Annotated in this window: 21 protein-coding genes; 11 read left to right on the top strand and 10 right to left on the bottom strand. The window is 70.7% G+C overall.

Annotated elements, in window-relative coordinates; all coding sequences use genetic code 11:
• Positions 1-75: 75 nt before the first annotated feature.
• Both BR85_RS13235 and BR85_RS13240 read right to left on the bottom strand, forming a co-directional pair.
• Positions 76-696 carry a response regulator gene (locus tag BR85_RS13235; protein ID WP_028497096.1) on the bottom strand — a complete coding sequence of 207 codons (621 nt, stop codon included), beginning with the start codon at positions 694-696 and terminating at the stop codon, positions 76-78.
• A gap of 113 nt (positions 697-809) precedes the next feature.
• Positions 810-1,382 (bottom strand): flavin reductase family protein, encoded by a 573-nt coding sequence (locus tag BR85_RS13240; protein ID WP_028497097.1) that lies wholly within the window; start codon positions 1,380-1,382, stop codon positions 810-812.
• A gap of 141 nt (positions 1,383-1,523) precedes the next feature.
• On the opposite strand from BR85_RS13240, the gene BR85_RS13245 reads away from it, so the two are divergent.
• The 11 genes from BR85_RS13245 to BR85_RS13295 all read left to right on the top strand — a co-directional run bounded on the left by BR85_RS13245 (position 1,524) and on the right by BR85_RS13295 (position 12,712).
• Positions 1,524-2,378 carry a sulfurtransferase gene (locus BR85_RS13245; RefSeq protein ID WP_028497098.1) on the top strand — a complete coding sequence of 285 codons (855 nt, stop codon included), beginning with the start codon at positions 1,524-1,526 and terminating at the stop codon, positions 2,376-2,378.
• Between the two features lie 161 nt (positions 2,379-2,539).
• Positions 2,540-3,898: an LLM class flavin-dependent oxidoreductase gene (locus tag BR85_RS13250; protein ID WP_036273088.1), complete on the top strand. Its 1,359-nt coding sequence runs from the start codon at positions 2,540-2,542 to the stop codon at positions 3,896-3,898.
• 31 nt (positions 3,899-3,929) lie between these two features.
• The gene (locus BR85_RS13255) at positions 3,930-5,465 is read left to right on the top strand and encodes an ABC transporter substrate-binding protein (RefSeq protein WP_028497100.1); all 1,536 of its coding nucleotides are present in this window, start codon (positions 3,930-3,932) and stop codon (positions 5,463-5,465) included.
• 8 nt (positions 5,466-5,473) lie between these two features.
• Entirely contained in the window at positions 5,474-6,499 is a 1,026-nt protein-coding gene (locus BR85_RS13260) for an ABC transporter permease (protein ID WP_028497101.1), read from the top strand.
• Positions 6,496-7,380, top strand: coding sequence for an ABC transporter permease (locus BR85_RS13265; protein WP_028497102.1), 885 nt, complete (start codon positions 6,496-6,498; stop codon positions 7,378-7,380). Before BR85_RS13260 ends, BR85_RS13265 begins: the two co-directional genes overlap by 4 nt.
• Positions 7,377-8,195 carry an ABC transporter ATP-binding protein gene (locus BR85_RS13270; protein WP_051526388.1) on the top strand — a complete coding sequence of 273 codons (819 nt, stop codon included), beginning with the start codon at positions 7,377-7,379 and terminating at the stop codon, positions 8,193-8,195. The genes BR85_RS13265 and BR85_RS13270 overlap by 4 nt, the downstream gene beginning before the upstream one ends.
• Positions 8,188-9,021 (top strand): ABC transporter ATP-binding protein, encoded by an 834-nt coding sequence (locus BR85_RS13275; protein WP_028497103.1) that lies wholly within the window; start codon positions 8,188-8,190, stop codon positions 9,019-9,021. Before BR85_RS13270 ends, BR85_RS13275 begins: the two co-directional genes overlap by 8 nt.
• 58 nt (positions 9,022-9,079) lie before the next feature.
• Positions 9,080-9,781, top strand: coding sequence for an alpha/beta fold hydrolase (locus tag BR85_RS13280; protein WP_155947984.1), 702 nt, complete (start codon positions 9,080-9,082; stop codon positions 9,779-9,781).
• Positions 9,778-11,106: an O-acetylhomoserine aminocarboxypropyltransferase/cysteine synthase family protein gene (locus tag BR85_RS13285; protein ID WP_028497104.1), complete on the top strand. Its 1,329-nt coding sequence runs from the start codon at positions 9,778-9,780 to the stop codon at positions 11,104-11,106. Before BR85_RS13280 ends, BR85_RS13285 begins: the two co-directional genes overlap by 4 nt.
• Positions 11,103-12,152 carry an LLM class flavin-dependent oxidoreductase gene (locus BR85_RS13290; protein WP_036273090.1) on the top strand — a complete coding sequence of 350 codons (1,050 nt, stop codon included), beginning with the start codon at positions 11,103-11,105 and terminating at the stop codon, positions 12,150-12,152. Before BR85_RS13285 ends, BR85_RS13290 begins: the two co-directional genes overlap by 4 nt.
• The gene (locus BR85_RS13295) at positions 12,152-12,712 is read left to right on the top strand and encodes an NAD(P)H-dependent oxidoreductase (RefSeq protein ID WP_036273093.1); all 561 of its coding nucleotides are present in this window, start codon (positions 12,152-12,154) and stop codon (positions 12,710-12,712) included. The genes BR85_RS13290 and BR85_RS13295 overlap by 1 nt, the downstream gene beginning before the upstream one ends.
• Positions 12,713-12,719: 7 nt before the next feature.
• Here BR85_RS13295 and BR85_RS13300 read toward each other — a convergent pair whose 3' ends face one another.
• From BR85_RS13300 to BR85_RS13335, 8 genes are all read right to left on the bottom strand, one after another.
• Positions 12,720-13,163 carry a MarR family winged helix-turn-helix transcriptional regulator gene (locus BR85_RS13300; protein WP_197018632.1) on the bottom strand — a complete coding sequence of 148 codons (444 nt, stop codon included), beginning with the start codon at positions 13,161-13,163 and terminating at the stop codon, positions 12,720-12,722.
• Positions 13,164-13,173: 10 nt separating this feature from the next.
• Positions 13,174-15,075, bottom strand: a complete 1,902-nt coding sequence (locus BR85_RS13305) for an FAD-dependent monooxygenase (RefSeq protein ID WP_028497107.1) — start codon at positions 15,073-15,075, stop codon at positions 13,174-13,176.
• 98 nt (positions 15,076-15,173) lie between these two features.
• The gene (locus BR85_RS13310) at positions 15,174-16,382 is read right to left on the bottom strand and encodes an MFS transporter (RefSeq protein WP_036273095.1); all 1,209 of its coding nucleotides are present in this window, start codon (positions 16,380-16,382) and stop codon (positions 15,174-15,176) included.
• Positions 16,383-16,574: 192 nt separating this feature from the next.
• Positions 16,575-17,411, bottom strand: coding sequence for an ABC transporter ATP-binding protein (locus BR85_RS13315; protein WP_051526390.1), 837 nt, complete (start codon positions 17,409-17,411; stop codon positions 16,575-16,577).
• A complete protein-coding gene (locus tag BR85_RS13320; protein ID WP_028497109.1) occupies positions 17,404-18,174 on the bottom strand; it encodes an ABC transporter permease in 771 nt (256 codons plus the stop codon). Before BR85_RS13320 ends, BR85_RS13315 begins: the two co-directional genes overlap by 8 nt.
• Positions 18,171-18,989, bottom strand: a complete 819-nt coding sequence (locus tag BR85_RS13325) for an ABC transporter permease (protein ID WP_231478730.1) — start codon at positions 18,987-18,989, stop codon at positions 18,171-18,173. Before BR85_RS13325 ends, BR85_RS13320 begins: the two co-directional genes overlap by 4 nt.
• Entirely contained in the window at positions 18,986-19,972 is a 987-nt protein-coding gene (locus BR85_RS13330) for an ABC transporter substrate-binding protein (protein ID WP_231478731.1), read from the bottom strand. The genes BR85_RS13325 and BR85_RS13330 overlap by 4 nt, the downstream gene beginning before the upstream one ends.
• A 131-nt stretch (positions 19,973-20,103) precedes the next feature.
• A complete protein-coding gene (locus BR85_RS13335; protein WP_028497112.1) occupies positions 20,104-20,766 on the bottom strand; it encodes a GntR family transcriptional regulator in 663 nt (220 codons plus the stop codon).
• Between the last annotated feature and the right edge of the window lie 92 nt (positions 20,767-20,858).

Consider the following 20,858-nt stretch of genomic DNA (forward strand, 5'->3'; position numbering starts at 1 on the left):
CGGCGCGGATCCCTCCGGGGGTCCGCGCCGCTTCTTCGTGCGTCGCGGTCGTCGTGGTCGTCGGGGTCGTCGCGGTCAGCTGAGCGTGCGCCGAACGGCGTACAGCGCGGCCTGCGTGCGGCTCTGCACGTCGATCTTCCGCAGCAGCGACGTGATGTAGTTCTTCACCGTCTTCTCCGCGATGCCCAGGCGCAGCCCGATCTGCCGGTTGCCGAGGCCGGCGCCGATGAGCTCGAGGATCTCCGTCTCCCGCCCGGTCAGAGCCACCGCATCCCGTCGCGTCGTCGTCTTGGCTGCGGCGGCCCGTGGCCGGAGGGTGGCCGCCAGCGTGCGACCGGCCGCCACGGCGCGGAGCGCCTCGAGGAGGTCGGCGGCGCGGATGCTCTTGAGGAGGAACGCCGCAGCGCCCGCCTCCGCGGCCGCGGCACGCGCGGTGTCGTCGTCGACGGAGCTGATCACGACGCACCGCGTCGCGGGGGAGAACGCGCGGATGCTGCGGCACACCTGCGCGCCGTCGCCGTCGGGCAGGCGCATGTCGAGCACGGCGAGGTCGGGCGAGGTCGCCTGGGTGCGGGCGAGGGCCTGGTGCGCGCTCGCCGCCTCGGCGACGACGCGGAAGTCCGGTGCAGAGTCGATCGTGTCGGCGATGCCCCGCCGCATGAGGTCGTGGTCGTCGAGCACGAGCACCGAGGTCATCGCCTCAGGCTAGCGGCGAGCACGCCTTCGCCCGCGCCGAAGTGCGGGTCTTCGGGGTGCCGACCCGCCATTCGGCGCGAGTCAACCGCACACCAGCAGGATCAGGCGCCGGGTCAGACGATGCGGGAGTGGTCGCCGAGGCGGTGCCAGGTGCGGTTGTGGTAGACCAGCGCGTCGCCGTGGTCGCCGCCGTCGACGTCGCGCTCGAGGCGGGACTGCAAGGCGTGGGCGGCGATGACGGTGGAGCCGCCGGCATCCATCCGGCCGATGACGGCGCAGCGCACCCAGGCGCGCACGTCGTGGTAGACCGGCTCACCGGTCACGAGCCGCGACCAGCGGTGCGTCTCGGCGAAGCGGTCGACGCCGCTCGTCGCGCCCAGCTTCGCGACGTCGATGTCGTGCGCGTCCAGGAGGTGCACGACGACGGTCTCCGCGCGGGACAGGACATCGGATGCCGAGGACTGGGCCGAGATGGAGAAGATGAGCAGCGGCGGCTCGGCGCTCACCGACGCGACCGAGGTCGCGGTGAGTGCGACGGGGCCGTCGCCGGCGTCCGCCGTGATGACCGCGACGCCGCCCGGGTGCCCGCGGAAGAGCGCCTTGAACTCATCCGCCGACAGGGACGTGCCGAGCGTGTGGGCAGCGTGTGCGGCGGCGGCCTCGACGGCGGCGGTGCGAGTGGTCATGATTCGACGCTAAGCCGCGCGGGAGTGGGGGCGGGTCGCGTGTGTGCCCCCGTGACAGTGTGTGACGGCATGTGACGGCGCGGGTTTCGTCCTGTTGCGGCGGCATGGGTGCGGATGCCGCTTCCCGGCGACGATGGGGGCATGTCGCCCCTCGTCCGCGTCGATGAGCTCGTCGCCGAGCTCTCGGCGGGCGCGCCCGTGCGGCTCCTCGATGTGCGGTGGCGGCTCAACCAGCCGGAGGGGCGGCCCGATTACCTCGCCGCCCACCTCCCCGGTGCCGTCTACGTCGATCTGGAGCGGGAGCTCGCCCGCCCCGGGCGTCCCGAGGAGGGGCGTCATCCGCTGCCGGAGCGGGCCGATCTCGAGGCGTCGGTGCGACGTTGGGGCGTGCGTGCCGGCGATCGTGTCGTGGCGTACGACGACAACGACGGGGTCGCCGCCGCGCGGGCGTGGTGGACGCTGCGGCGGCACGGCGTCGACGTGCGCGTGCTCGACGGCGGCTTCCGGGCGTGGATCGCCGCCGGGCTCCGCGTCGAGGCGAGCGACCGCGCCGTCCGGCCCGGCGACGTCGTGCTGACGGCGTCCGATGCGGGCACGGCGAGCATCGACGACGCCGCGCGCGCCCCGCGCACCGGGGTGCTCGTCGACGCACGCGCCCCGCATCATTACCGGGGGCAGGTGCCGGGCGTCGATCCGGTCGCCGGGCACATCCCGGGCGCCGTGAACATCCCGACGGTGAGTCACATCGCGGCCGATGGGCTGCTGCGTCCCGCCGCCGAGATCCGGGCGACGCTGGCCGGGCACGGGATCGCGCCCGGCATCGACGTCGTCGTCTACTGCAGTTCCGGCATCCCGTCGACGCATTCGGCGCTCGCGTTCGCGGTCGCCGGTATCGACGCGCGGGTCTTCGTCGGGTCATGGAGCCAGTGGGCGCGCAGCCCCGGCCGGCCCGTCGCGCGCGGCGCGGGCGACGAACACGTCGTCGCCGCGGTCTGAACCTGGCCTCCGACTGAGCACGCGGTCGTGGCGCGGGGCGACTGCCGACGTCACATGGCGCAACGTGCCTACACATGTCGCAATGGTCCGCGCGGTGGCAGGCCGCCATGCCGCAGGATCAAGACTCCGCACGACAGCACCACATCGAAAGGAGATTCCGCATGGCGCGTCACATCACGTTCGGCGTGATCCTCACCGGCACCGGCGGCCCGGGGGAACACAACCGCTGGCTCGACCCGGAGATCCCCGGGGATGCGAGCGTCGACATCGACTGGTATATCGAGCAGGCTCGAACCGCCGAGCAGGCGGCACTGGATCTCGTCTTCATCGTGGACAGCCAGTTCATCACCCCCGACTCGCCGCCCCACTACCTCAACAGGCTTGAACCGCTGACGCTCCTCTCTGCGCTCGCCGTCCGCACCGAGCGAATCGGACTCGTCGGCACGGCCACGACCTCCTACAACTCGCCGTACAACCTCGCGCGTCGCTTCGCTTCCCTCGATCTCATCAGCCGAGGTCGGGCGGGGTGGAACGTCGTCACGAGCGGCGATGCGGGAACGGCCGGCAACTACGGGCTCGACGAGCACTACGACTACGCGACCCGCTACGGGCGCGCTGCCGAGCACATCGAGGTCTCCCAGGCGCTCTGGGATTCGTATGAGGACGACGCCTTCCCGCGCGACCGGGAGAGCGGCGTCTTCCTCGATCCGTCGAGGCTGCATGCGACCGACCACCACGGGGAGCACTTCTCCGTCGTGGGGCCGCTCAACATCGAACGCTCACCGCAGGGGCAGCCGGTCATCTTCCAGGCGGGTGACTCCGATGAGGGCCGTGACCTCGGCGCTCGGTACGCGGACGGCATCTTCACGCACGCGTCGACCATCGAGCGCAATCGCGCGTTCGCAGACGACATCAAGGGTCGCGCTGCGGCGGCCGGCCGCAAGCCCGAGAACGTCCTCATCCTCCCCGGCGTCAAGATCATCGTCGGAGACACCGACGAAGGAGCCCGCGAACTCGAACTGGCTCAGCACCGGCTCTCGAACACATTCGATCAGGCGCTGGGCGAGCTCGGCAGGCCGTTCGGCTGGCACGACTTCCGTCAGTACGACCTGGACGCCCCGTTCCCGGATGTCCTCGTCCATGCCGAGCGCAGCTTCAAGACACAGGCCACGCAGATCGTCGAGCTCGCGAAGGCCCAGAGCCTGACGCTACGTCAGGTTGTGGATCTCCACGCCGCCCCGCGGCGTTCGCCGTTCGTCGGCACCGCGCTCACGGTCGCCGACGCGCTCGAGGCGTGGTTCCGGGCCGGCGCGGCCGACGGATTCAACATCTACGTGTCCCAGCCGTCGCAGCTGCGCCGCTTCATCGATGAGGTTCTGCCGATCCTCCGGGAGCGAGGGCTCGCACGTTTCGGCTACGAGGGCACGACACTTCGTGACCACCTCGGTCTGCCCAAGCCCGGCAACCGGCACACGCTTGCCCGCGCCGCGGCCGAAGCCGACCTCGTAGCCGTCCCCTGACCTGCATCACCCCGACCACAGAAGGAACCCCATGACCAGGAACACCCGTCGCCTCGCCCTCGCCGCAGCCACCGCCGTCTCCGCGATGATGATGAGTGCCTGCGCGACCGCTGGTTCCGAGACAGCGACGCCGGACGCGACGGAGATCACCGTCGCCCTCGCACTGCCCACGTCGTGGGATCCCATCACCAGTCGCACCGGCTTCGACATCAACACGATCTCGCTGGCGTACGCCTCGCTCACGCGTCTCGACGCGGACGGCGCGGTCCAGCCCAGCCTCGCGGAGTCGTGGGAGTACTCCGATGACGGAACGGCCATCACGTTCACGCTGCGCGACGGCCTGACCTTCAGTGACGGGGAGCCGGTCGACGCCGCCGCGGTGAAGGCCTTCTTCGATCGCGGGACGACCCAGGAGGACTCGCACCTCAAGGACCAGCTCGCCGACCTGAAGGAGGTCACCGTCGACAGCGAGCTGGAGGTGACACTCCACCTGGCCGAGGTCGACTACCAGATCCCGTACCTCGTCGCCGGACGCACGGGTGCCATCGCCAGTCCCGAAGCGGGCACCGACCCGGCACGATTGGCCATCGAGCCGGTCGGAGCGGGCCCGTTCATCCTGACCGACTTCGTACCCGAGTCGCAGGCGACGTTCGTGAAGAACCCCGACTACTGGGATGCCGAGAACATCCACATCGATGAGCTCGTCTTGAAGCCGCGTCTCGACGCCGCCACCGTCGTCGCGGCGATCCAGTCCGGCTCCGTCGATGTTGCAGTCATTCCCGCCACGCAGGTCGACGCGGCGGAGGCGGCGGGGATCGACGTCACGATCGAGACGGCATTGACGGCGAGCGATGCGTCGATCAACCTCAACAAAGCCCCGTTCGACGACCCCGCCGTCGTCGAGGCGTTCCGCTACGCCTTCGACCGGCAGGCATTCGTGGACGCGGTGACCGCCGGTCGGGGCAGTGTCACCCATCAGCCGTTCCCCGAGGGATACCTGGCGTTCAACCCCGCGGTCGAGGACCTTTGGGACTACGACCCTGCAAAGGCGAAGCAGCTTCTTGCGGACGCCGGCTACGAGGAGGGCGAGCTGTCGGTGGGAATCACCGCGCAGGCCGGCGCCGAGGTAGCCGCGGAACTCACGCAGGCGCAGTTGGAAGCCATCGGTGTCAACTCGACGATCAGCGTCGTTCCTGCGGGGTCCACCACGTGGCAGGACGAGGTCTACGTCGCCAAGTCCCCGCAGCTGGCCCTGGACGGCACCATCGGACGCGAGTCGCCGGTCGCGAACCTGCTGGCTACCTACGGGCCGCAGGGGATCATGAACCTCAGTGGACCTCACGCGACGGAAGAATTCCAGGCTGCGCTGGACGCCGTACGAGCGACGCCGATCGACGCTCCCGAGTACCAGCAGGTGCTGTGGGACGCCGTCGAGGTGGCCGTGACCCAGTCGCCCACGAACTACCTCTACAGCTCGCCGTGGATCTTCGCGACGAGCGAGAAGGTGGGTGATCTCAACCTCCTGCCCTCCCAGGTGCGCTGGGAAGGCGTCACCGTCAACGGGTGATGACGCACATGACCACGCTCGCTCCGCCCACCGCCGCTTCCCTCCCGCGACGGCGGGCGGAGCGCGCCCTGCGCCGCATCGCCGGAGCGGTCGGCAGAACGGCCCTCATCGTCATCCCGGTGTTCTTCCTCGCAACCGTCATCACCTTCGCGCTGGGCGCGGCAAGCGGTCTCAGCCCGGCCGCATCGCTCTCCGGGGATGAGGCGACACCGGAGCGCATCGCCGCCATCAACGCCGAGCTCGGCCTTGACCAGCCGGTCGTCGTGCAATACCTGACGTGGATGTCCCGGCTCCTGGCGGGAGACCTCGGCACGAGTTGGTACAACGGCTTCCCCGTGTCGGAGCTGATCACCGAGCGCCTCGCCGTCACGGCGTCCATCGCCGGCGTCGCCCTTGGCATCGCTCTCGTTGCGGGCGTGGGGCTTGGCCTGCTCGCCGTCGTCTTCCACGGGCGCTTGCTGGATCGGACGATCACCGCCTTCACGACCGCCATCTCCACGTTGCCGCCGTTCGTCGTCTCCATCGGCCTCATCGTGGTGCTGAGCGTGTGGCTGCGGCTGTTGCCCTCCTCGGGCTACGTGCCGTTCGCCGAGGATCCGGTGCTGTGGTTCCGGCTCATCCTCATGCCGGCCATCGCGCTGAGTCTGGATCCCGCGGCCGAGTTGGCCCGTCAGCTCCGTACCGGACTGGTCCACGTGCTCGAGCAGAACTACATCGTGGGCGCCCGCGTTCGGGGGCTGAGCCCGGCCCGCATCCTCTGGGTGCACGCCCTCCGCAACGGGGCCGGCCCGGCGACGGCGATCCTCGGGATGAAGATCCCGACTCTCCTCGGCGGAGCCGTCGTGACCGAGACGATCTTCAGCATGCCCGGGTTCGGGATGCTGGCCGCGGACTCCGCATTGCGCGGCGACGTCCCTGTCGTGCAGGGCACCCTCGTCGTCGCGGTCGTGCTCGTCCTGGCGTTCAGCCTGCTCGTCAACATCGTGCTCGAGGGGCTGCAGCCCGCGGGCCGGAGAGAGGCGCGATCCGAATGAGAGCCGTCTTCCGATCCGTGTCCGCCAAGATCGCCGCCGTGGTGCTGGCTCTCGTCGCGACGCTGGCCGCCTTCGGGCCGATCCTTGCGCCACATGACCCGCTCGCGCAGAACACGGCCCTCCTGCTGCAAGGTCCCTCCTTCGTGCACCTGCTCGGGACCGACGCGCTCGGACGGGATGTCCTGAGCAGGCTGCTCGCCGGGTCGCCCGTCTCGCTGTCGGCTGCGCTCCTGGCGGTCGTGGTCGGGCTGGTGCTCGGCGTCATCCCCGGCCTCCTGTCGGTCTATCTCGGGCGCGCGTTCGAATGGGTGTCCCTTCGGCTCATGGACACCCTCATCGCGCTGCCGTTCCTCGTGTTCGCGATCGCGATGACCGCGCTCCTCGGCAACGGCGTCATCCAGGCGATGGTCGCCGTCGGTGTGCTGATCTCGCCGGCCTTCTACCGGGTGAGTCGGGCGGCGGCGCTCACGGCTTCGCGCTCCATGTACGTGGAGGCTGCCACGCTTCTGGGCGCATCCACGGCCTGGGTGCTGCGCCGCCACGTCTGGCGTCATGTCCTCCCTGCTGTCGCCGTGACCGCGGCCGGCATGAGCGGCGCCTCGCTCGTGATCGTCTCGTCGCTGACGTTCCTCGGCATCGGCGTGGTTCCACCGACCCCGACGTGGGGAGGGCTGCTCGCCACCGATCTGCAGTACCTGTACCAGCGGCCGTGGGGGCCTGTCGCCCCGGCGCTCCTGATCGTCGCGACGGTGTGGGCGCTGAACGCCCTCGCCGATGCGCTGCGCGACGCGCAGACCGCGAAGGCGCGCCGTGTCGTCGCCGAGGAGCCCGCGACCGAATCCCTGCCGCTGTCCATAGCTGAACCGGAGGTCTCAAGATGACAGATCTGCCCCTGCTGGAGATCCATGACCTGCGTATCGCGTCGGGGGCTTCGCAACTGGTCGGCGGCGTCGACCTGGTCCTGCGCCGGGGCGAGAGCGTGGGCATCGTCGGGGAGTCCGGCAGCGGGAAGTCGCTGACATGCCGCTCCGTCCTCGGCATCGTGCCCGAGGGGCTGGAAGTCAGCGCCGCTCGTCTGGCCTTTCAGGGGACCGATCTCCGGTCGCTCAGTGAGCGCGCGTGGCGCGGGGTTCGTGGAAGCCGGATCGGCGCCGTGTTCCAGGACCCGGCGTCCTACCTGAACCCCTCGCTCACCGTCGGACGGCAGCTCGCCGAGGTGCTTCGCGTGAAGCAAGGGCACACACGCGGTACCGCTCGGACCGAGGCCATCGACCTCCTGGACCGGCTCGGCCTCCGCGATCCCGCGCGCGTCTTCACGCGCTATCCGCACGAGCTCAGCGGCGGAATGCTGCAGCGCGTGCTGATCGCCGTCGCCATCGCCGAGGGCCCGGATCTCCTGATCGCGGACGAGCCGACCACGGCGCTGGACGCCACCGTGCAGGCCGAAGTGCTCGACGTGCTCGCCGACCTGCGTCGCTCGTCCGGATTGACGTTGCTGTTCGTCTCGCACGACCTCGCCGTCATCACGCAGGTGTGTGATCGTGTCCTCGTCATGCGTGACGGGGTGGTCGTGGAGGAGGGAGCGGTGACGGACGTCCTCAGGGCGCCACGGCATCCATACACGCAGTCCCTCCTCGCCGCCCACCGTGAGTACGGACTCGACCGTCTTCGGCAGCAGGAGGTGGCGCATGTCTGACCTCATCGCGGAATTGCGCGACGCGACCGTGGGGTACCACCGGGGAACGCCGGTGCTGAAGGGTGTCACGCTCCGCATCGCGCCGGGTGAGTCCGTGGGGCTCATCGGGGAGACCGGTTCCGGCAAGACGACGATCGCGCGGTCCCTCCTCGGGCTGACACGCGTCCTCGCGGGCGAGGTCGCCGTCGACGGCCGGGATCTCGCACGCCTCCGGGGTCGCTCCCTGCGCGCGTTCCGGCGTGAGGGGGTCGTGCAGTACGTCTTCCAGGATCCGTTGCGCAGCCTCGACCCCGACATCCCCGTGGGCGATTCCGTCGCCGAGGGGCTCGATGTGCGTGGCCGCCTGGAGCGATCCGATCGGGCCACCCGGATCGCGGACGCGCTGCACGCCGTCGGTCTGGACCCCGCGCTCGCCGCCCGCCGGCCGGGCGACATCTCGGGCGGCCAGCGTCAGCGCATCGCCCTCGCCCGTGCCCTCATCCTCGAGCCCCGCCTGCTCATCCTCGACGAGCCGGTGAGTGCACTGGATGCCGCGAACCGCGTGCACGTTCTCGACCTGCTCCGCCTCTCGGCGGGGGAGCGCGGCTTCGCGCAGCTCTTCATCTCCCACGACCTGGGCTCGGTGGCGGGCGTCACGGACCGGATCGCCGTCGTGTACCGCGGACGGATCGTCGAGGACGGGCCTACGGCGCAGGTGCTGACCCGCCCGCAGCATCCGTACACCCGGCTGCTCGTCGAGTCGGCGCCCACCCTCGATGCCGCGGGCGCCGACCGCGCACATCGCGCGAGACTGCGAGCCGAGATCGCCGAGCACTCCGCGGCATGAGACGCAACAGACGGAAACACCCGCGATTTCGCCCGACCGCTGCTGTGGAATGGACACCATGACGAACGCCACCGCCCCCGCGCCCGCCCTCTGGACGCCGCCCGCCGCCGTGCGGGTGCGCGGCGCATTGGCCCTCGTGGCCGGTGCCGGGGAGACGACCCGCGTGTACGAGCGGTTCGGCAGCCGCATCGCGGTGGACGGCTACGTCGTCGCCGCGTTCGAGGCGCCGGACGCGGCCGATGCCGCCGCGTGGCTCGCCGTGCAGGAGCACGCGCCGCGCGTGCTGGTCGGCTCCGACCGTGGCGCCGCCGCCGTGCTGGCTCTGGCCGCGGACGGCGCTCCGGTCGACGGCGTCATCGTCGCCGGCACCCCGGCCGGGCCGGGCGACGACGCGGCGGCTGACGACGCGGAGCGCACCGCCTGCCCCGTGCACCTCGGCGTCCTCGGCGAGGCGGCGGCGCGCGCGACCTCTGCCGCCGTCGCGGCCGAGATCGATCTCCCGGATGCCGCGGCCCTCGGCCGCCTGAGCGTCCCGGTCCTCGCGATCCACGGCGGCGCCGACGTCATCGCCCCGCTGGCCGCGGCCCGCGATGCCCTGACGCCGATCCCGCACCTCGATCTCGTCGAGACGGTCGACGGCCTGCATGACGCGCTCAACGACGCGAGCCACCGCTCGGTCGCGGCGACGATCATCCTGTGGCTCGAGCGGCTTCGCGCCTCCGGCGTGCAGACGCCGATCGTGCGGGAGATCGTCCGATGACCGACGGCTTCGCCTCGCTCCAGGTCCAGCGCGGCTACACGCCCGGCACACCGCAGAACGCCGTCGCACCACCGATCTACCAGACCACGGCGTACGAGTTCGCCTCGCTGCAGGATGCCGCCGACATCTTCGCGCTCCGGAAGGTCGGGAACCTCTACAGCCGTGCCGCGAACCCGACGCAGCTCATCCTCGAGGAGCGAGTCGCCGCGCTCGAAGGCGGGCGCGCGGCGGTGGCCGTGGCATCCGGTCAGGCGGCCGTCGCGATCTCCCTGCTGGCCCTCGCGAAGGCGGGTGAGCACATCGTCGCTGCCCGCCAGCTGTACGGCGGCACCGTCGACCTCCTCCAGGAGACGTTCGCCGACTGGGGCATCGACGTCACCTTCGTCGACCAGGACGACCTCCACGCGTGGCGCGCAGCCCTCCGCCCCACGACGCGCGCCCTGTTCGCCGAGTCGGTGACCAACCCGACGGCGCAGGTGCTCGACATCCGGTCGGTCGCCGACATCGCGCACGCGGCGGGCGTCCCGCTCGTCATCGACAACACCGTCGCCACGCCGTACCTGCAGCGTCCGGGCGAGCACGGCGCCGACATCGTCGTGCACTCCGCGACGAAGTACCTCGGCGGGCACGGCACCTCGATGGGCGGCGTCATCGTCGACATCGGCTCGTTCGACTTCGGCGCGGAGCCGGCCCGCTGGCCGCAGCTGACCGAGCCGTACCCGCGCATCGCGGACGTCGTGCTGTGGGACCGGTTCGGCCCGTCCGGGCAGGCGCTCGCCGTGCTCATCAAGACGAAGTACGTGCACGACCTCGGGCCATCGCTGTCGCCGTTCAACGCCTTCCAGTTGCTGCAGGGCATCGAGACGCTCGACCTGCGGATCGCCAAGCACAGCGCCTCCGCGCTCGCCGTCGCGGAATACCTCGCGCAGCACGAAGGCGTCGCGAGCGTGCAGCATCCCGGCCTCCCGTCCAGCCCGTGGTCAGAGGCCGCGCGCCGCTACCTGCCGCGGGGCGTCCCCGCCGTGTTCTCCTTCGACCTCGTCTCCACCGGCGACGCGGAGGCCGACCGCATCCGCGTGCACCGCTTCGTCGACGCGCTGCGGCTGGTGAAACTCGTCGCCAACATCGGCGACGCGCGCAGCCTCGTCGCCCACCCGGCATCCATGACCCACAGTCACCTGACCGAGACGCAGCTCGCCGAGGCGGGCATCTCCCGCACGACAGTGCGCCTCTCGATCGGCCTGGAAGACCCGGCCGACATCCTCGCCGACATCGCGCAGGCGCTCGTCGCCGCATCCATCGAGACCGTGGAGGTCACCCCATGACGATCAACCTCGGCTACTGGACCCCCGTCTACGGCGGGTTCCTGCGGAACGTCGGCGACGAAGAGGGCATGGCCGCCACGTGGGCGTCGATCCGCGACGTCTCGGTGACCGCCGACCGGCTCGGCTTCCACACGACGCTCGTCCCCGAGCTGTACCTGAACGACCGGAAGGGCATCGACGCGCCGAGTCTGGAGGCCTGGTCGCTGACCGCCGCGATCCTCGCCGTCACCGACCGCCTGCGGGTCATGACGGCCGTGCGGCCCGGTTTCCACCTGCCCGCCGTGCTCGCCAAGACCGTCTCGACCCTCGACTCCATCGCCCCGGGGCGCGTCGCCCTCAACGTCGTCGCGGCGTGGTGGGCGGAGGAGGCGCGCCAGTTCGGCGGCACCTTCACGACCCACGACGACCGGTACGTGCAGGCCGAGGAGTTCGTGCAGGTCCTCCGCGGACTCTGGGGGCGCAGCCCGTTCACGTTCGCGGGCGACCACTACGAGCTCGAGGGCACGATCGTCGAGCCGAAGCCGTCCGCGCAGCCCGTCGTGTTCGCCGGCGGCGAGAGCGAGGCCGGCAAGGAGGCGATCGCGCGCTTCGCCGACGCGTACGTCATGCACGGCGGCACGCTCGAGGAGGTGCGGGCCAACGTCGCCGACATCACGGAGCGCTCGCTGCGGATCCACGACCGGCCGCTCCGCGAGATCGGAATGCCGGCGTACGTCATCGTCCGCGACACCGAGTCCGAGGCGCAACGCGAGCTCGAGCGGATCACGGACGTCGACCCGACCTCGCCGGGATACGCGTCGTTCGAGGAGTTCCAGCGCAATTCCAAGCTGTCGCTGGAGCTCACGAAGCGCGAGTACTCCGTGGGCACGCGCGGCCTGCGTCCGAACCTCGTCGGGACGCCCGAGCAGGTCGCCGAGCGCATCCGCGCCTACGGGGATGCCGGCATCTCGCTGCTGCTCATCCAGTCCTCGCCGCTGAAGGAGGAGCTGGAGCGCATCGCCGAGCAGGTCTTCCCGCTCGTGCCGCAGGGCGAGTTGGTGCACTGATGGCGCTCCGGGCCGTCGCCGTCTCGGGGAGCCTCCGGTCGCCCTCGACGACCGCGGCGCTCATCGACGGCATCCTGGACGAGCTGTCGGCGCACGTCGACATCACCCGCGAGGTCATCGAGTTGCATCCGATAGCGGGCGACCTCGCCGCCGCGCTGACGGGCGGGGGGACGTCGGATGCCGTCACGGCGGCGCTGGACGCCGTCGCCGGCGCCGACCTCCTCGTCGTCGCGACGCCGATCTACCGCGGCTCGTACACGGGTCTGTTCAAGGAGTTCTTCGACCTCGTGCATCAGGACGCGCTCGCCGGCACCCCCGTGCTGCTCGCCGCTGCCGGCGGCGACGACCAGCACTCGCTCGCGATCGACCACCAGCTGCGGCCGCTGTTCGCGTTCTTCCGCGCCGTCTCGCGGCCGGTCGGGGTCTACGCGCGCAGCGCGGACTTCACCGACCGCCGCATCGGCGGCGAGGCGCTCCCGGCCGCCATCCGCCGCGCCGCCGAGGCGGCACTCCCGGCGCTGCCCGGCGTGCCCCGCGTGACCCGCGTGCCCGTGCCGTAGCCCGCGGTCAGGCCGAGGCGAGCATTCGGCGCAGCTGGGCGCGCAGCGCCGTCAGCTCCTCCGGGCCGAGCGCGCCGGTCAGCTCGGCGTCCGCGACGTTCACGCGCGGCCGCAGCCGGTCGTATTCATCGCGCCCCGCCGCCGTGAGGGTCACGGCGTTGCGTCGCCGGTCGTCCGGGTCGCGCGTGCGCTCGACGAGGCCGCGCCGCTCCATGCGCACGAGGATGTCCGCGATCGTCGAACGGTCGAGGTCGGCCTCGTCGCAGAGCGTCCGCTGGCTCGCGGCGCCCAGCCTGTCGAGGAGGGCCAGCACCGCGTACTGCACGCTCGTCGTCTCGGCGGAGACCAGGCGGGTCCATGTCGCGACGTGCAGCTGCTGCGCGCGGCGCAGGAGGTACCCGGTGTGCCGATACGGGTCCTGATCCTCGCGTTCGTCCAGGGGGGTGTCCACCCGCACGACGCTACCGGGCGATGTCCGCCTCTTCGCGCTGCGGACGCAGGATGCCGGCGAAGAAGTCCGTCAGCTCCTCCCGCGTCTGCAGCGGCAGGACGTGCGCGACGTACTGGTCGGGGCGCACGACGACGACGGCGCCGGCCGCCCCGATCCCGCGGGCCGCGAAGATGTCATCGGCCGGGTCGACGGCCCACACCTTCTCCCAGTCCTGCAGGCCCAGTGGTCCGGAGTGGGGCAGCAGCACCTCGGGCAGCGCCGTGATGTCGACGTCGTGGTGCGAGCCCGCGAAGATGCCGTGCACGTCGAAGACCGCATCGATGTCGGCGCCGGCCGGCGTGAAGCGCGTCACAGGGGAGTCCGGCTCTTCGCCGAGCCACGTCGCGAAGTCGCGCAGTGCACTGCCGTCCGCGTCGCCGAAGGCGTAGATGCGCCACCGGCCGTCGGCGCGGGCGGCGTGCCCCAGCTGCATCCGCTTGCCGTCGGCGACGCGCACGGCGGGCGACGAGTGGAAGCGCGTGCCGATCTCGAAACCGGTGGCGAGATCCTGGTGCGCGGCTTCGCCGGTGAGGGCCGAGATGCGGTACGTCGTGGCGAGGCCGGCCGTGTAGCGGCCCTGCCGCGAGAACTCCGCCTGCATCTGCTCGCTCGTGACACCGCCGAGCTCGGGGTGCTCGGGATCGACCGTGGGCTGCGCGATGAACGCCGACCAGAACCGGTCGAAGTCGATGAGGTCCTTCGCGACCGACTGGCGCTCCGCGGAGTACGTGCGCAGCAGCGCCGGGCCGGACAGGCCGCGCAGCACGGCGGCGAGCTTCCAGCCCAGGTTGAAGCCGTCCTGCATCGATACGTTCATGCCCTGGCCGGCTTTCGCGGAGTGCGTGTGGCAGGCGTCGCCGGCGATGAAGACATGCGGCAGCGCGGTGTCCACGTCCTCCGGGGCGACGTCGTCGAACCGGTCGGCGAGACGCTGGCCGACCTCGTACACCGACGACCAAGCCACCGACTTCACGTCGATCGTGTACGGGTGCAGGATGCCGTTGGCCACTGCGGTGAGCTGCTCCGGAGTCGTGCTGCGGATGGTCGTGTCGCCGGCTTGCACCTCGCCGAGGTCGACGTAGACGCGCACCATGCTGCCGCCCTCGCGGGGGATCATGAGGAGGCTGCCCTTGCCGGCGGACTGGATGACGTTCTTCGTGCGCCAGTCGGGGAAGTCCGTCGTCGCGAGGACGTCCATGACGCCCCACGCATGGTTGGCGGCGTCGCCCTTCAGCGACAGGCCGAGCGCGCGGCGCACGTTGCTGCGCGCCCCGTCGCAGCCCACGACGTACTTCGCGTGGACCGTGAACTCCTCCGCACCGCGGCGCAGGGTCACCGCGACGGGGAACTCGCCCTCGCCGACGCTCAGCGTCACGAACTCGACGCCGTAGTCCGGCTCGATGCGGCTCGCGGAGCGCGCCATGTGGTCCAGGAGGTACTGCTGCATGCGCGCCTGGTTGACGATGACGTGCGGCATCTCGCTGAGGCCCTCGGGGGTGTCCTCGACCCAGCCGGTGCGCTCGATGCGCGAGCGGTCGTCGGCGGACGGACCCCAGAACCGCACCTCGTTGACCCAGTACGCCTCGCGCATGAGCGCGTCGGCGAGGCCGAACGCCTGGAACATCTCGACGGTGCGGCACGCGACGCCATCGGCATGGCCGACCTCGAGAGCGCCTTCGCGCCGCTCCACGATGCGGGTGCGGATGCCGGGGAACTCGGCGAGCTGCGCACCCAGGACGGAGCCGGCGGGGCCGGTGCCGACGATGAGGACGTCGATCTCGGCGGGAAGGTCGGCGGGCCGGTCCACTCCCCAGCCGGCGGCGGGCTGGATGTCGGGGTCTCCGGGGCGGTAGCCGTCTCGATAGAACTGCACGTCGATCTCCTTCGAAAGCGTGAGAGGAATGCGCCCACAATATCGTCAGTACCCCAACGAATCAAGTGCGGGGATGAAAGTGAGCGCCGCGCGTCCGGTCAGCGGCGCTCGAACACGTACCGGTCGCGGCCGGCGAAGACGCCGACGAGGGCCTGCCCCAGCATGATCGCGCCGGACAGGACGAGGGGCCCGATCCAGTCCCCGCTGAGCGCGTGGAGGGCGCCGAACGCGACGGGCCCGACCGCGGTGATGAGGTAGCCGACCGACTGCGACATCCCGGAGAGGGCGGTCGCGCCATCCTGGTCGCGGGCGCGCTGCGCCATGAGCGTGAGGCACATGCTGAGGGATGCGCCGGAGAAGAGTCCGATGGCCGCGATCCACGCGAGGATCCCCTGCGGGGCCGCGAAGAGCCCGGCGACGCCGACGAGTCCGAGCAGGGGCAGGGCCGCGGGGATGATCCGCTCCGCGCGGCCGCGCAGGAGGAACGGCAGACTCAGGGAGCCGGCGAGTGAGCACAGCTGGTAGACCGCAACGTCGATGCCGGACAGCTCCTCGCTGCGCCCGATCGACGTCGAGATCGCCGGGATCCACGTGACGAAGATGTAGAAGCTGGATGCTTGCAGCCCCATGTACACGGCGACGACCCAGGCGACCGGGTCGGCCCAGATCGCGCGGCGCGCGCGGGGGGCTGCGGAGGCCACCGCGGGGTCGGCGGTCTCGCGACGGATCACCCGCCACCACAGCACGATGGCGAACGGCAGGAGGGCGCCGCCGGTCACCAGGAGCGCGAACCGCCAGCCGGCCTCACCGTCGCCGAGCGGCAGACGGGCCAGGGGCACCGCGACACCGGAGGCCAGGGCGCCGAACGCGCCGAGCAGGGCGGAGTAGACGCCCATCATGAGCGGCACGCGACCGGGGAAGTCGCGCTTGACGACGGCCGGCATGAGCACGTTGCCGAGCGCCAGCGAGGCGCCGATGAGGAGCGTGCCGAGCCACAGCCACACGCTCGAGCCGGGGAGGGAGCGGATGATCACGCCCGCCGCGAGCAGTCCGAGGGCACCGAGGAGCGTGTGCGACAGGCCGAAGCGGCGGCTCAGGCCGTGCGCGAAGGGCGACGCCGCGGCCCACACGAGCAGCGGCACCGAGGTGATCATGCCGAGGGCGGCGACGGAGAGCCCCGTGTCCGCCCCGATGCGATCGAGCACCGGACCCACCGCGGTGATCGCGGACCGCATGTTGGCGGCGACGAGGCAGAACGCGACGACGAGCGTCACGGCAGCCGCGCGGCGAGGGGTCATGACGGTCATGCAGGGTCCTTAGTCTTCTTCGGCGGAGGCCCGGCATCCGGCATCCGCCTGACGGCGCCCGGCATCCGGCATCCGCCTGACGGCGTCCGCACGACCGAACGGCGGAGATCGTGTCGTTCCTGCGCGATCGGATGCCGATGCGCGGGGTGTCGACGACGATCTCCGCCGTTGCGTGCGGGACGGTGGCGTGCGTCAGGCCGCGGGGATCGTCCGGACCGTCATGGTGTCGCCGGTCGTGTCCTTCGCGCGCTGGATCTCGCCATAGATCTTCAGCCGCAGCTCGGCGAACCGGGGGTCCGACCGGGTGGTGAGCTGGTCGCGCTCAGCCGGCAGGTCGATGACGACGTCGTCCTGCACGACCGTGGGCCGGTTCGACAGGACGATGACGCGCTCGCCCAGGTACACCGACTCGTCGATGTCGTGCGTGACGAACAGCACCGTGACCCCGAGCTCCTTCCAGAGCTTGCGGACGAGGTCCTCGAGCTCCGCGCGGGTCTGCGCGTCGACGGCCGCGAACGGCTCGTCCATGATGAGGATCTCGGGGCGGTAGGCGACGGCGCGGGCGATCGCGACACGCTGCTGCATGCCGCCGGAGAGCTGCCAGGGGTACTTCTCCCCGGCATCGGCGAGGTTCACCGCGACGAGCGCCTCGTGCGACCGCTGGTGGCGCTCGGCCTTGCCGACGCCGGCGCTCTTGAGCGGAAGCTCGACGTTGGCCTGCACGGTCATCCAGGGGAAGAGGCTGCGCCCGTACTCCTGGAAGACCACCGCCATCGTGCGCGGGGGTCCGCTGATGGGCTTGCCCTGCAGCTCGAGCTTGCCGGCCGTGGGCGGCAGGAGCCCGGCGATGCACTTCAGCAGCGTCGTCTTACCGGCGCCGGACGGGCCGACGATGCAGACGAGCTGCCCCTGCGGGACCGTGAAGGTGAGGTCGCGGATGGCCTCGACGCTCTGCCCGCCCGCCGTGGGGGCGGGGTAGACCTTGCGCAGGCCCTCGACGACGAGGACGGGGGTGGTGGGTTCAGGCACGCTGCACCTCTCTCAAACCGTTGTACCAAGCCAGGACGCGGCGCTCGACGAGCTGGAACACGAGACTCAGGGCGAGGCCGATGAGCCCGAGGACCAGGATGCCGCTCCACATCTGGGGGATGGCGAAGTTTCTCTGGAACTGGATGATGGCGAAGCCGAGACCCGACGACGAGTACGTCATCTCGGAGATCACCATCAGGATGAGGGCGATCGACAGGCTCTGCCGGATGCCGGCCATGATCTGCGGCGCCGCCGCGGGCAGGATCAGGTAGCGCAGTCGATGCGGCCTCGTGAGCCGGTAGCTGCGCGCCGTGTCGCGCTGGACCTCGTCGGTGGCGCGCACGCCCTCGATCGTGTTCAGCAGGATGGGCCAGACGGAGCCGAAGATGATCACGGTGATCTTCATCTGGTCGCTGATGCCGAGGATGAGGCCGAGCAGGGGCACGAGGACCGGCGGCGGGATCGCGCGGAAGAACTCGAGCAGCGGCTCGAGCAGCTGCCGGAGCGTCCGGAACGAGCCGATCAGCAGGCCGAGTCCGACGCCGACGATGATGGCACCGGCGATGCCGCCGAACAGGCGCGCGATGCTGGGGACCATGTCGTCCCAGAACCGGTCGCCGAACCAGGTGTCGAAGAAGGCCGTGATGAGCCCGCCGGGGGTCGGCACGAGGTAGCTCGTGTTGTTGAGCGTCGCGATCCACCAGATCGCGATGAGGATCGCGGGCAGCGCGACGAGGAACAGCGCGGACTTCATGATCTTCATCCCGCCACCTCCATCCGGACCGACTGGTGCCAGGCGAGCACGCGCCGCTCGATGAAGCGCATGACGAGATTGATGAGCACGCCGATGAGGCCCGTCGCCAGGATCAGCGCGTACATGCTCGTCGCGGCCCCGCCCTCGCGGGTGAGGATGATCTGCTTGCCGAGGCCCGGGGTCTGGATGATCATCTCCGCCGTGATGGCGAGGATCAGGGCGACCGAGGCGGCGAGGCGGATGCCGGTCATGAGGTAGGGGAGCGTGGTGGGCCACACGACGTAGCGGATCCGCTGCCAGAGGTTCAGCCCGTAGCTCTTCGCGGTCGCGTCGGCGACGGGGTCGACGTCCTTCGTGCCGTAGACGACCTGCAGGAGGACCTGCCAGATCGAGGCGTACACGATGAGCAGCAGCTCCGACTGGACCTTCGTACCGAACAGCAGGACGGCGAGGGGGACGAGCGCGACCGACGGGATCGGACGCAGGAACTCGATCGTGGACTGCGTGAAGCGCTCGAGGAACCGGCTCGCTCCGATGAGGAAGCCGAGGACGGCGCCGGCCACGATGGCGATGGCCAGGCCCAGGAACCACGCCCACATGGTGGCGGCCACGTCTCGCCAGAACGCCCGGTCGAGGAGGTATTCACCCAGACGGATGAGCACCTCGCTGGCCGGCGGGAAGAAGCGGGGGTCGATGAGGCCGATGCGGGAGGCGAGTTCCCAGAGGACGAGGAACCCGACGACGCCGACGACGCCGAGGACCGGGCCCCGCAGGGCGGCGGAGCGCACGCGCTCCGCCGCCTTGGGTGCCGTAAGGGTCGTCACGGCAGGAGTGCGTCGAAGTCCGGCGTCTTGGAGAGCACGCCGTAGTCCTGCGCGGCCTTGGCGAGCTTCTCGAGCGCCGAGCGGTTCACCTCGGTGGGGAACAGCGGCAGCGTGATCTTCTCGAGGACCTCGGGCGGCGTCTGGGTGTAGGTGCCGATGATGCGACGCACCTCGTCCGGGTTGTCCGTCGCGAACTCGAGCGACTTCTTCATCGCGGTCTGGAACTTCTCCAGGAGGTCGGCGTCGACGTCGTTCTTGGCGAAGTAGGCCGCGATGTCGAGCTTCGGGTCGAAGTCGGCGTACGCGTACGTGACGACGTTCAGACCCGCTTCGACGGCGGAGGTGACGAACGGCTCGACGACGAACGCGGCGTCGACCTGGTCGTTCTCCACGGCGGCGATGGCCTCGGGGAACGGGACCTCGACGAACTCGATGGTCGAGCTGTCCGCGCCCGCTCCGTCGACCACGTCGCGCACGGTGGTGTCGTTGATGTTGCCGATGCTGTTGCTGGAGACCGTCTTGCCGGCGAGGTCGGCGGGGTCGGAGATGCCGCTGTCCGCCTTCGTGATGACGGCGCCCATGTCCTTCGACGTGTCGCCGGTCGTCGCGACGGCGGCGCTGACGATCTGCAGCGGAAGGTTCTCGGCGGCGACCATGAGGGACAGGACGTTGCTGAACCCGAACTGGTAGTCGCCGGCGACGACGGCCGGGACGATGGCAGCGCCACCGGAGGCGGTCTCGATCGTCAGATCGATGCCCTCCTCCTCGAAGAAGCCCTTGTCCTTGCCGAGCCAGACGGCGGCGGTATCGGCGATGGGGATGACGCCGATCGTGACGGGGGTCAGTTCGGCGGGCGCGTCGGCGTCGCCGGTGTTCGTGCTGCTGGGGGTCGCACCCGAGTCGCTGCAGCCGCTCAGGGCGAGCGCGGCGATCGCGGCGATGGCGAAAAAGCTGGACTTCTTCATGTCACTCCGTCGTGTCATGGGCTCTGGGTGACCCGCCCTCCTCGGCTGGTCCCGCGCCCTCGATAGGGGCGACGATAGGCGGGCCTCTCAGCGCTGTCAATTCCGTCAACGAGATTGTTATCAATCTCATTGTGCGCTGCGCCGGCGGGTCAGAGCGCCGTGGCGTGTCCCCCGCTGCGCTGCTCCGACGCCAGCTCCGTGAGGGTGCCGATGACGCTCCCGACGTGCGCCGCCATCGCTGCGCTCGCGGCCTCGGGATCCCGGCTGCACACGGCCTCGACGATCGCGAGGTGCTCCGGGAGCGACACACTGGGCCGCCCCGGCACGAGGAAGAGCCGGAACTGGTGGCGCACCATCTGCCCGTTCAGCTGCTCGAGGATGCGGGTCGCCGCGGTGTGCCCGGCGATGTCTCGGAGCGTCCCGTGCAGCGAGGCGTTCAGCTCGGAGTAGCGGACCAGCTCGTTCTGCTCGACGGCGGCCCGCATGTCGGCCTCGATGCCGCGCAGGAGCACGATCTGGTCGTCGGTGATGTTCTCCGCCGCACGCCCGGCGACGATCGCCTCGACGGCGCGGCGGATCTCGGTGATCTCGATGGCTTCCGCGACGGTGATCTCGCGCACCCGCGCACCCCGGTTCGGCTGCAGCTCGACGAGCCCCTCGGCGGCCAGGGAGATCAGGGCGTTGCGGAGGACGAAACGGCTCGCGCCGTACTCCTCGGCGAGCTCCGCTTCGATCAGGCGCTGGCGCGGGGCGTAGACACCGCGCAGGATGGCGTCGCGCAGCGCTGCGCGGACGTCGGTCTTCTCGGCCACCGATATTCCTCTCCCGGACGGATGCCTCCGATTGTGCACCACGGGGAGCCGAGCTGTCGCTCTATGGCGATAATGTCGTCAGCAAGATTGTG

This window comes from Microbacterium sp. UNCCL10 (assembly GCF_000746195.1).
Taxonomy (GTDB): Bacteria; Actinomycetota; Actinomycetes; order Actinomycetales; family Microbacteriaceae; genus Microbacterium; species Microbacterium saccharophilum.

Excerpts from the sequence above, each read along its gene's own strand:
- BR85_RS13235 (WP_028497096.1), bottom strand. The coding sequence starts at position 696 with ATGACCTCGGTGCTCGTGCTCGACGACCACGACCTCATGCGGCGGGGC.
- BR85_RS13240 (WP_028497097.1), bottom strand. The coding sequence starts at position 1,382 with ATGACCACTCGCACCGCCGCCGTCGAGGCCGCCGCCGCACACGCTGCC.
- BR85_RS13245 (WP_028497098.1), top strand. The coding sequence starts at position 1,524 with ATGTCGCCCCTCGTCCGCGTCGATGAGCTCGTCGCCGAGCTCTCGGCG.
- BR85_RS13250 (WP_036273088.1), top strand. The coding sequence starts at position 2,540 with ATGGCGCGTCACATCACGTTCGGCGTGATCCTCACCGGCACCGGCGGC.
- BR85_RS13255 (WP_028497100.1), top strand. The coding sequence starts at position 3,930 with ATGACCAGGAACACCCGTCGCCTCGCCCTCGCCGCAGCCACCGCCGTC.
- BR85_RS13260 (WP_028497101.1), top strand. The coding sequence starts at position 5,474 with ATGACCACGCTCGCTCCGCCCACCGCCGCTTCCCTCCCGCGACGGCGG.
- BR85_RS13265 (WP_028497102.1), top strand. The coding sequence starts at position 6,496 with ATGAGAGCCGTCTTCCGATCCGTGTCCGCCAAGATCGCCGCCGTGGTG.
- BR85_RS13270 (WP_051526388.1), top strand. The coding sequence starts at position 7,377 with ATGACAGATCTGCCCCTGCTGGAGATCCATGACCTGCGTATCGCGTCG.
- BR85_RS13275 (WP_028497103.1), top strand. The coding sequence starts at position 8,188 with ATGTCTGACCTCATCGCGGAATTGCGCGACGCGACCGTGGGGTACCAC.
- BR85_RS13280 (WP_155947984.1), top strand. The coding sequence starts at position 9,080 with ATGACGAACGCCACCGCCCCCGCGCCCGCCCTCTGGACGCCGCCCGCC.
- BR85_RS13285 (WP_028497104.1), top strand. The coding sequence starts at position 9,778 with ATGACCGACGGCTTCGCCTCGCTCCAGGTCCAGCGCGGCTACACGCCC.
- BR85_RS13290 (WP_036273090.1), top strand. The coding sequence starts at position 11,103 with ATGACGATCAACCTCGGCTACTGGACCCCCGTCTACGGCGGGTTCCTG.
- BR85_RS13295 (WP_036273093.1), top strand. The coding sequence starts at position 12,152 with ATGGCGCTCCGGGCCGTCGCCGTCTCGGGGAGCCTCCGGTCGCCCTCG.
- BR85_RS13310 (WP_036273095.1), bottom strand. The coding sequence starts at position 16,382 with ATGACCGTCATGACCCCTCGCCGCGCGGCTGCCGTGACGCTCGTCGTC.
- BR85_RS13320 (WP_028497109.1), bottom strand. The coding sequence starts at position 18,174 with ATGAAGATCATGAAGTCCGCGCTGTTCCTCGTCGCGCTGCCCGCGATC.
- BR85_RS13330 (WP_231478731.1), bottom strand. The coding sequence starts at position 19,972 with ATGACACGACGGAGTGACATGAAGAAGTCCAGCTTTTTCGCCATCGCC.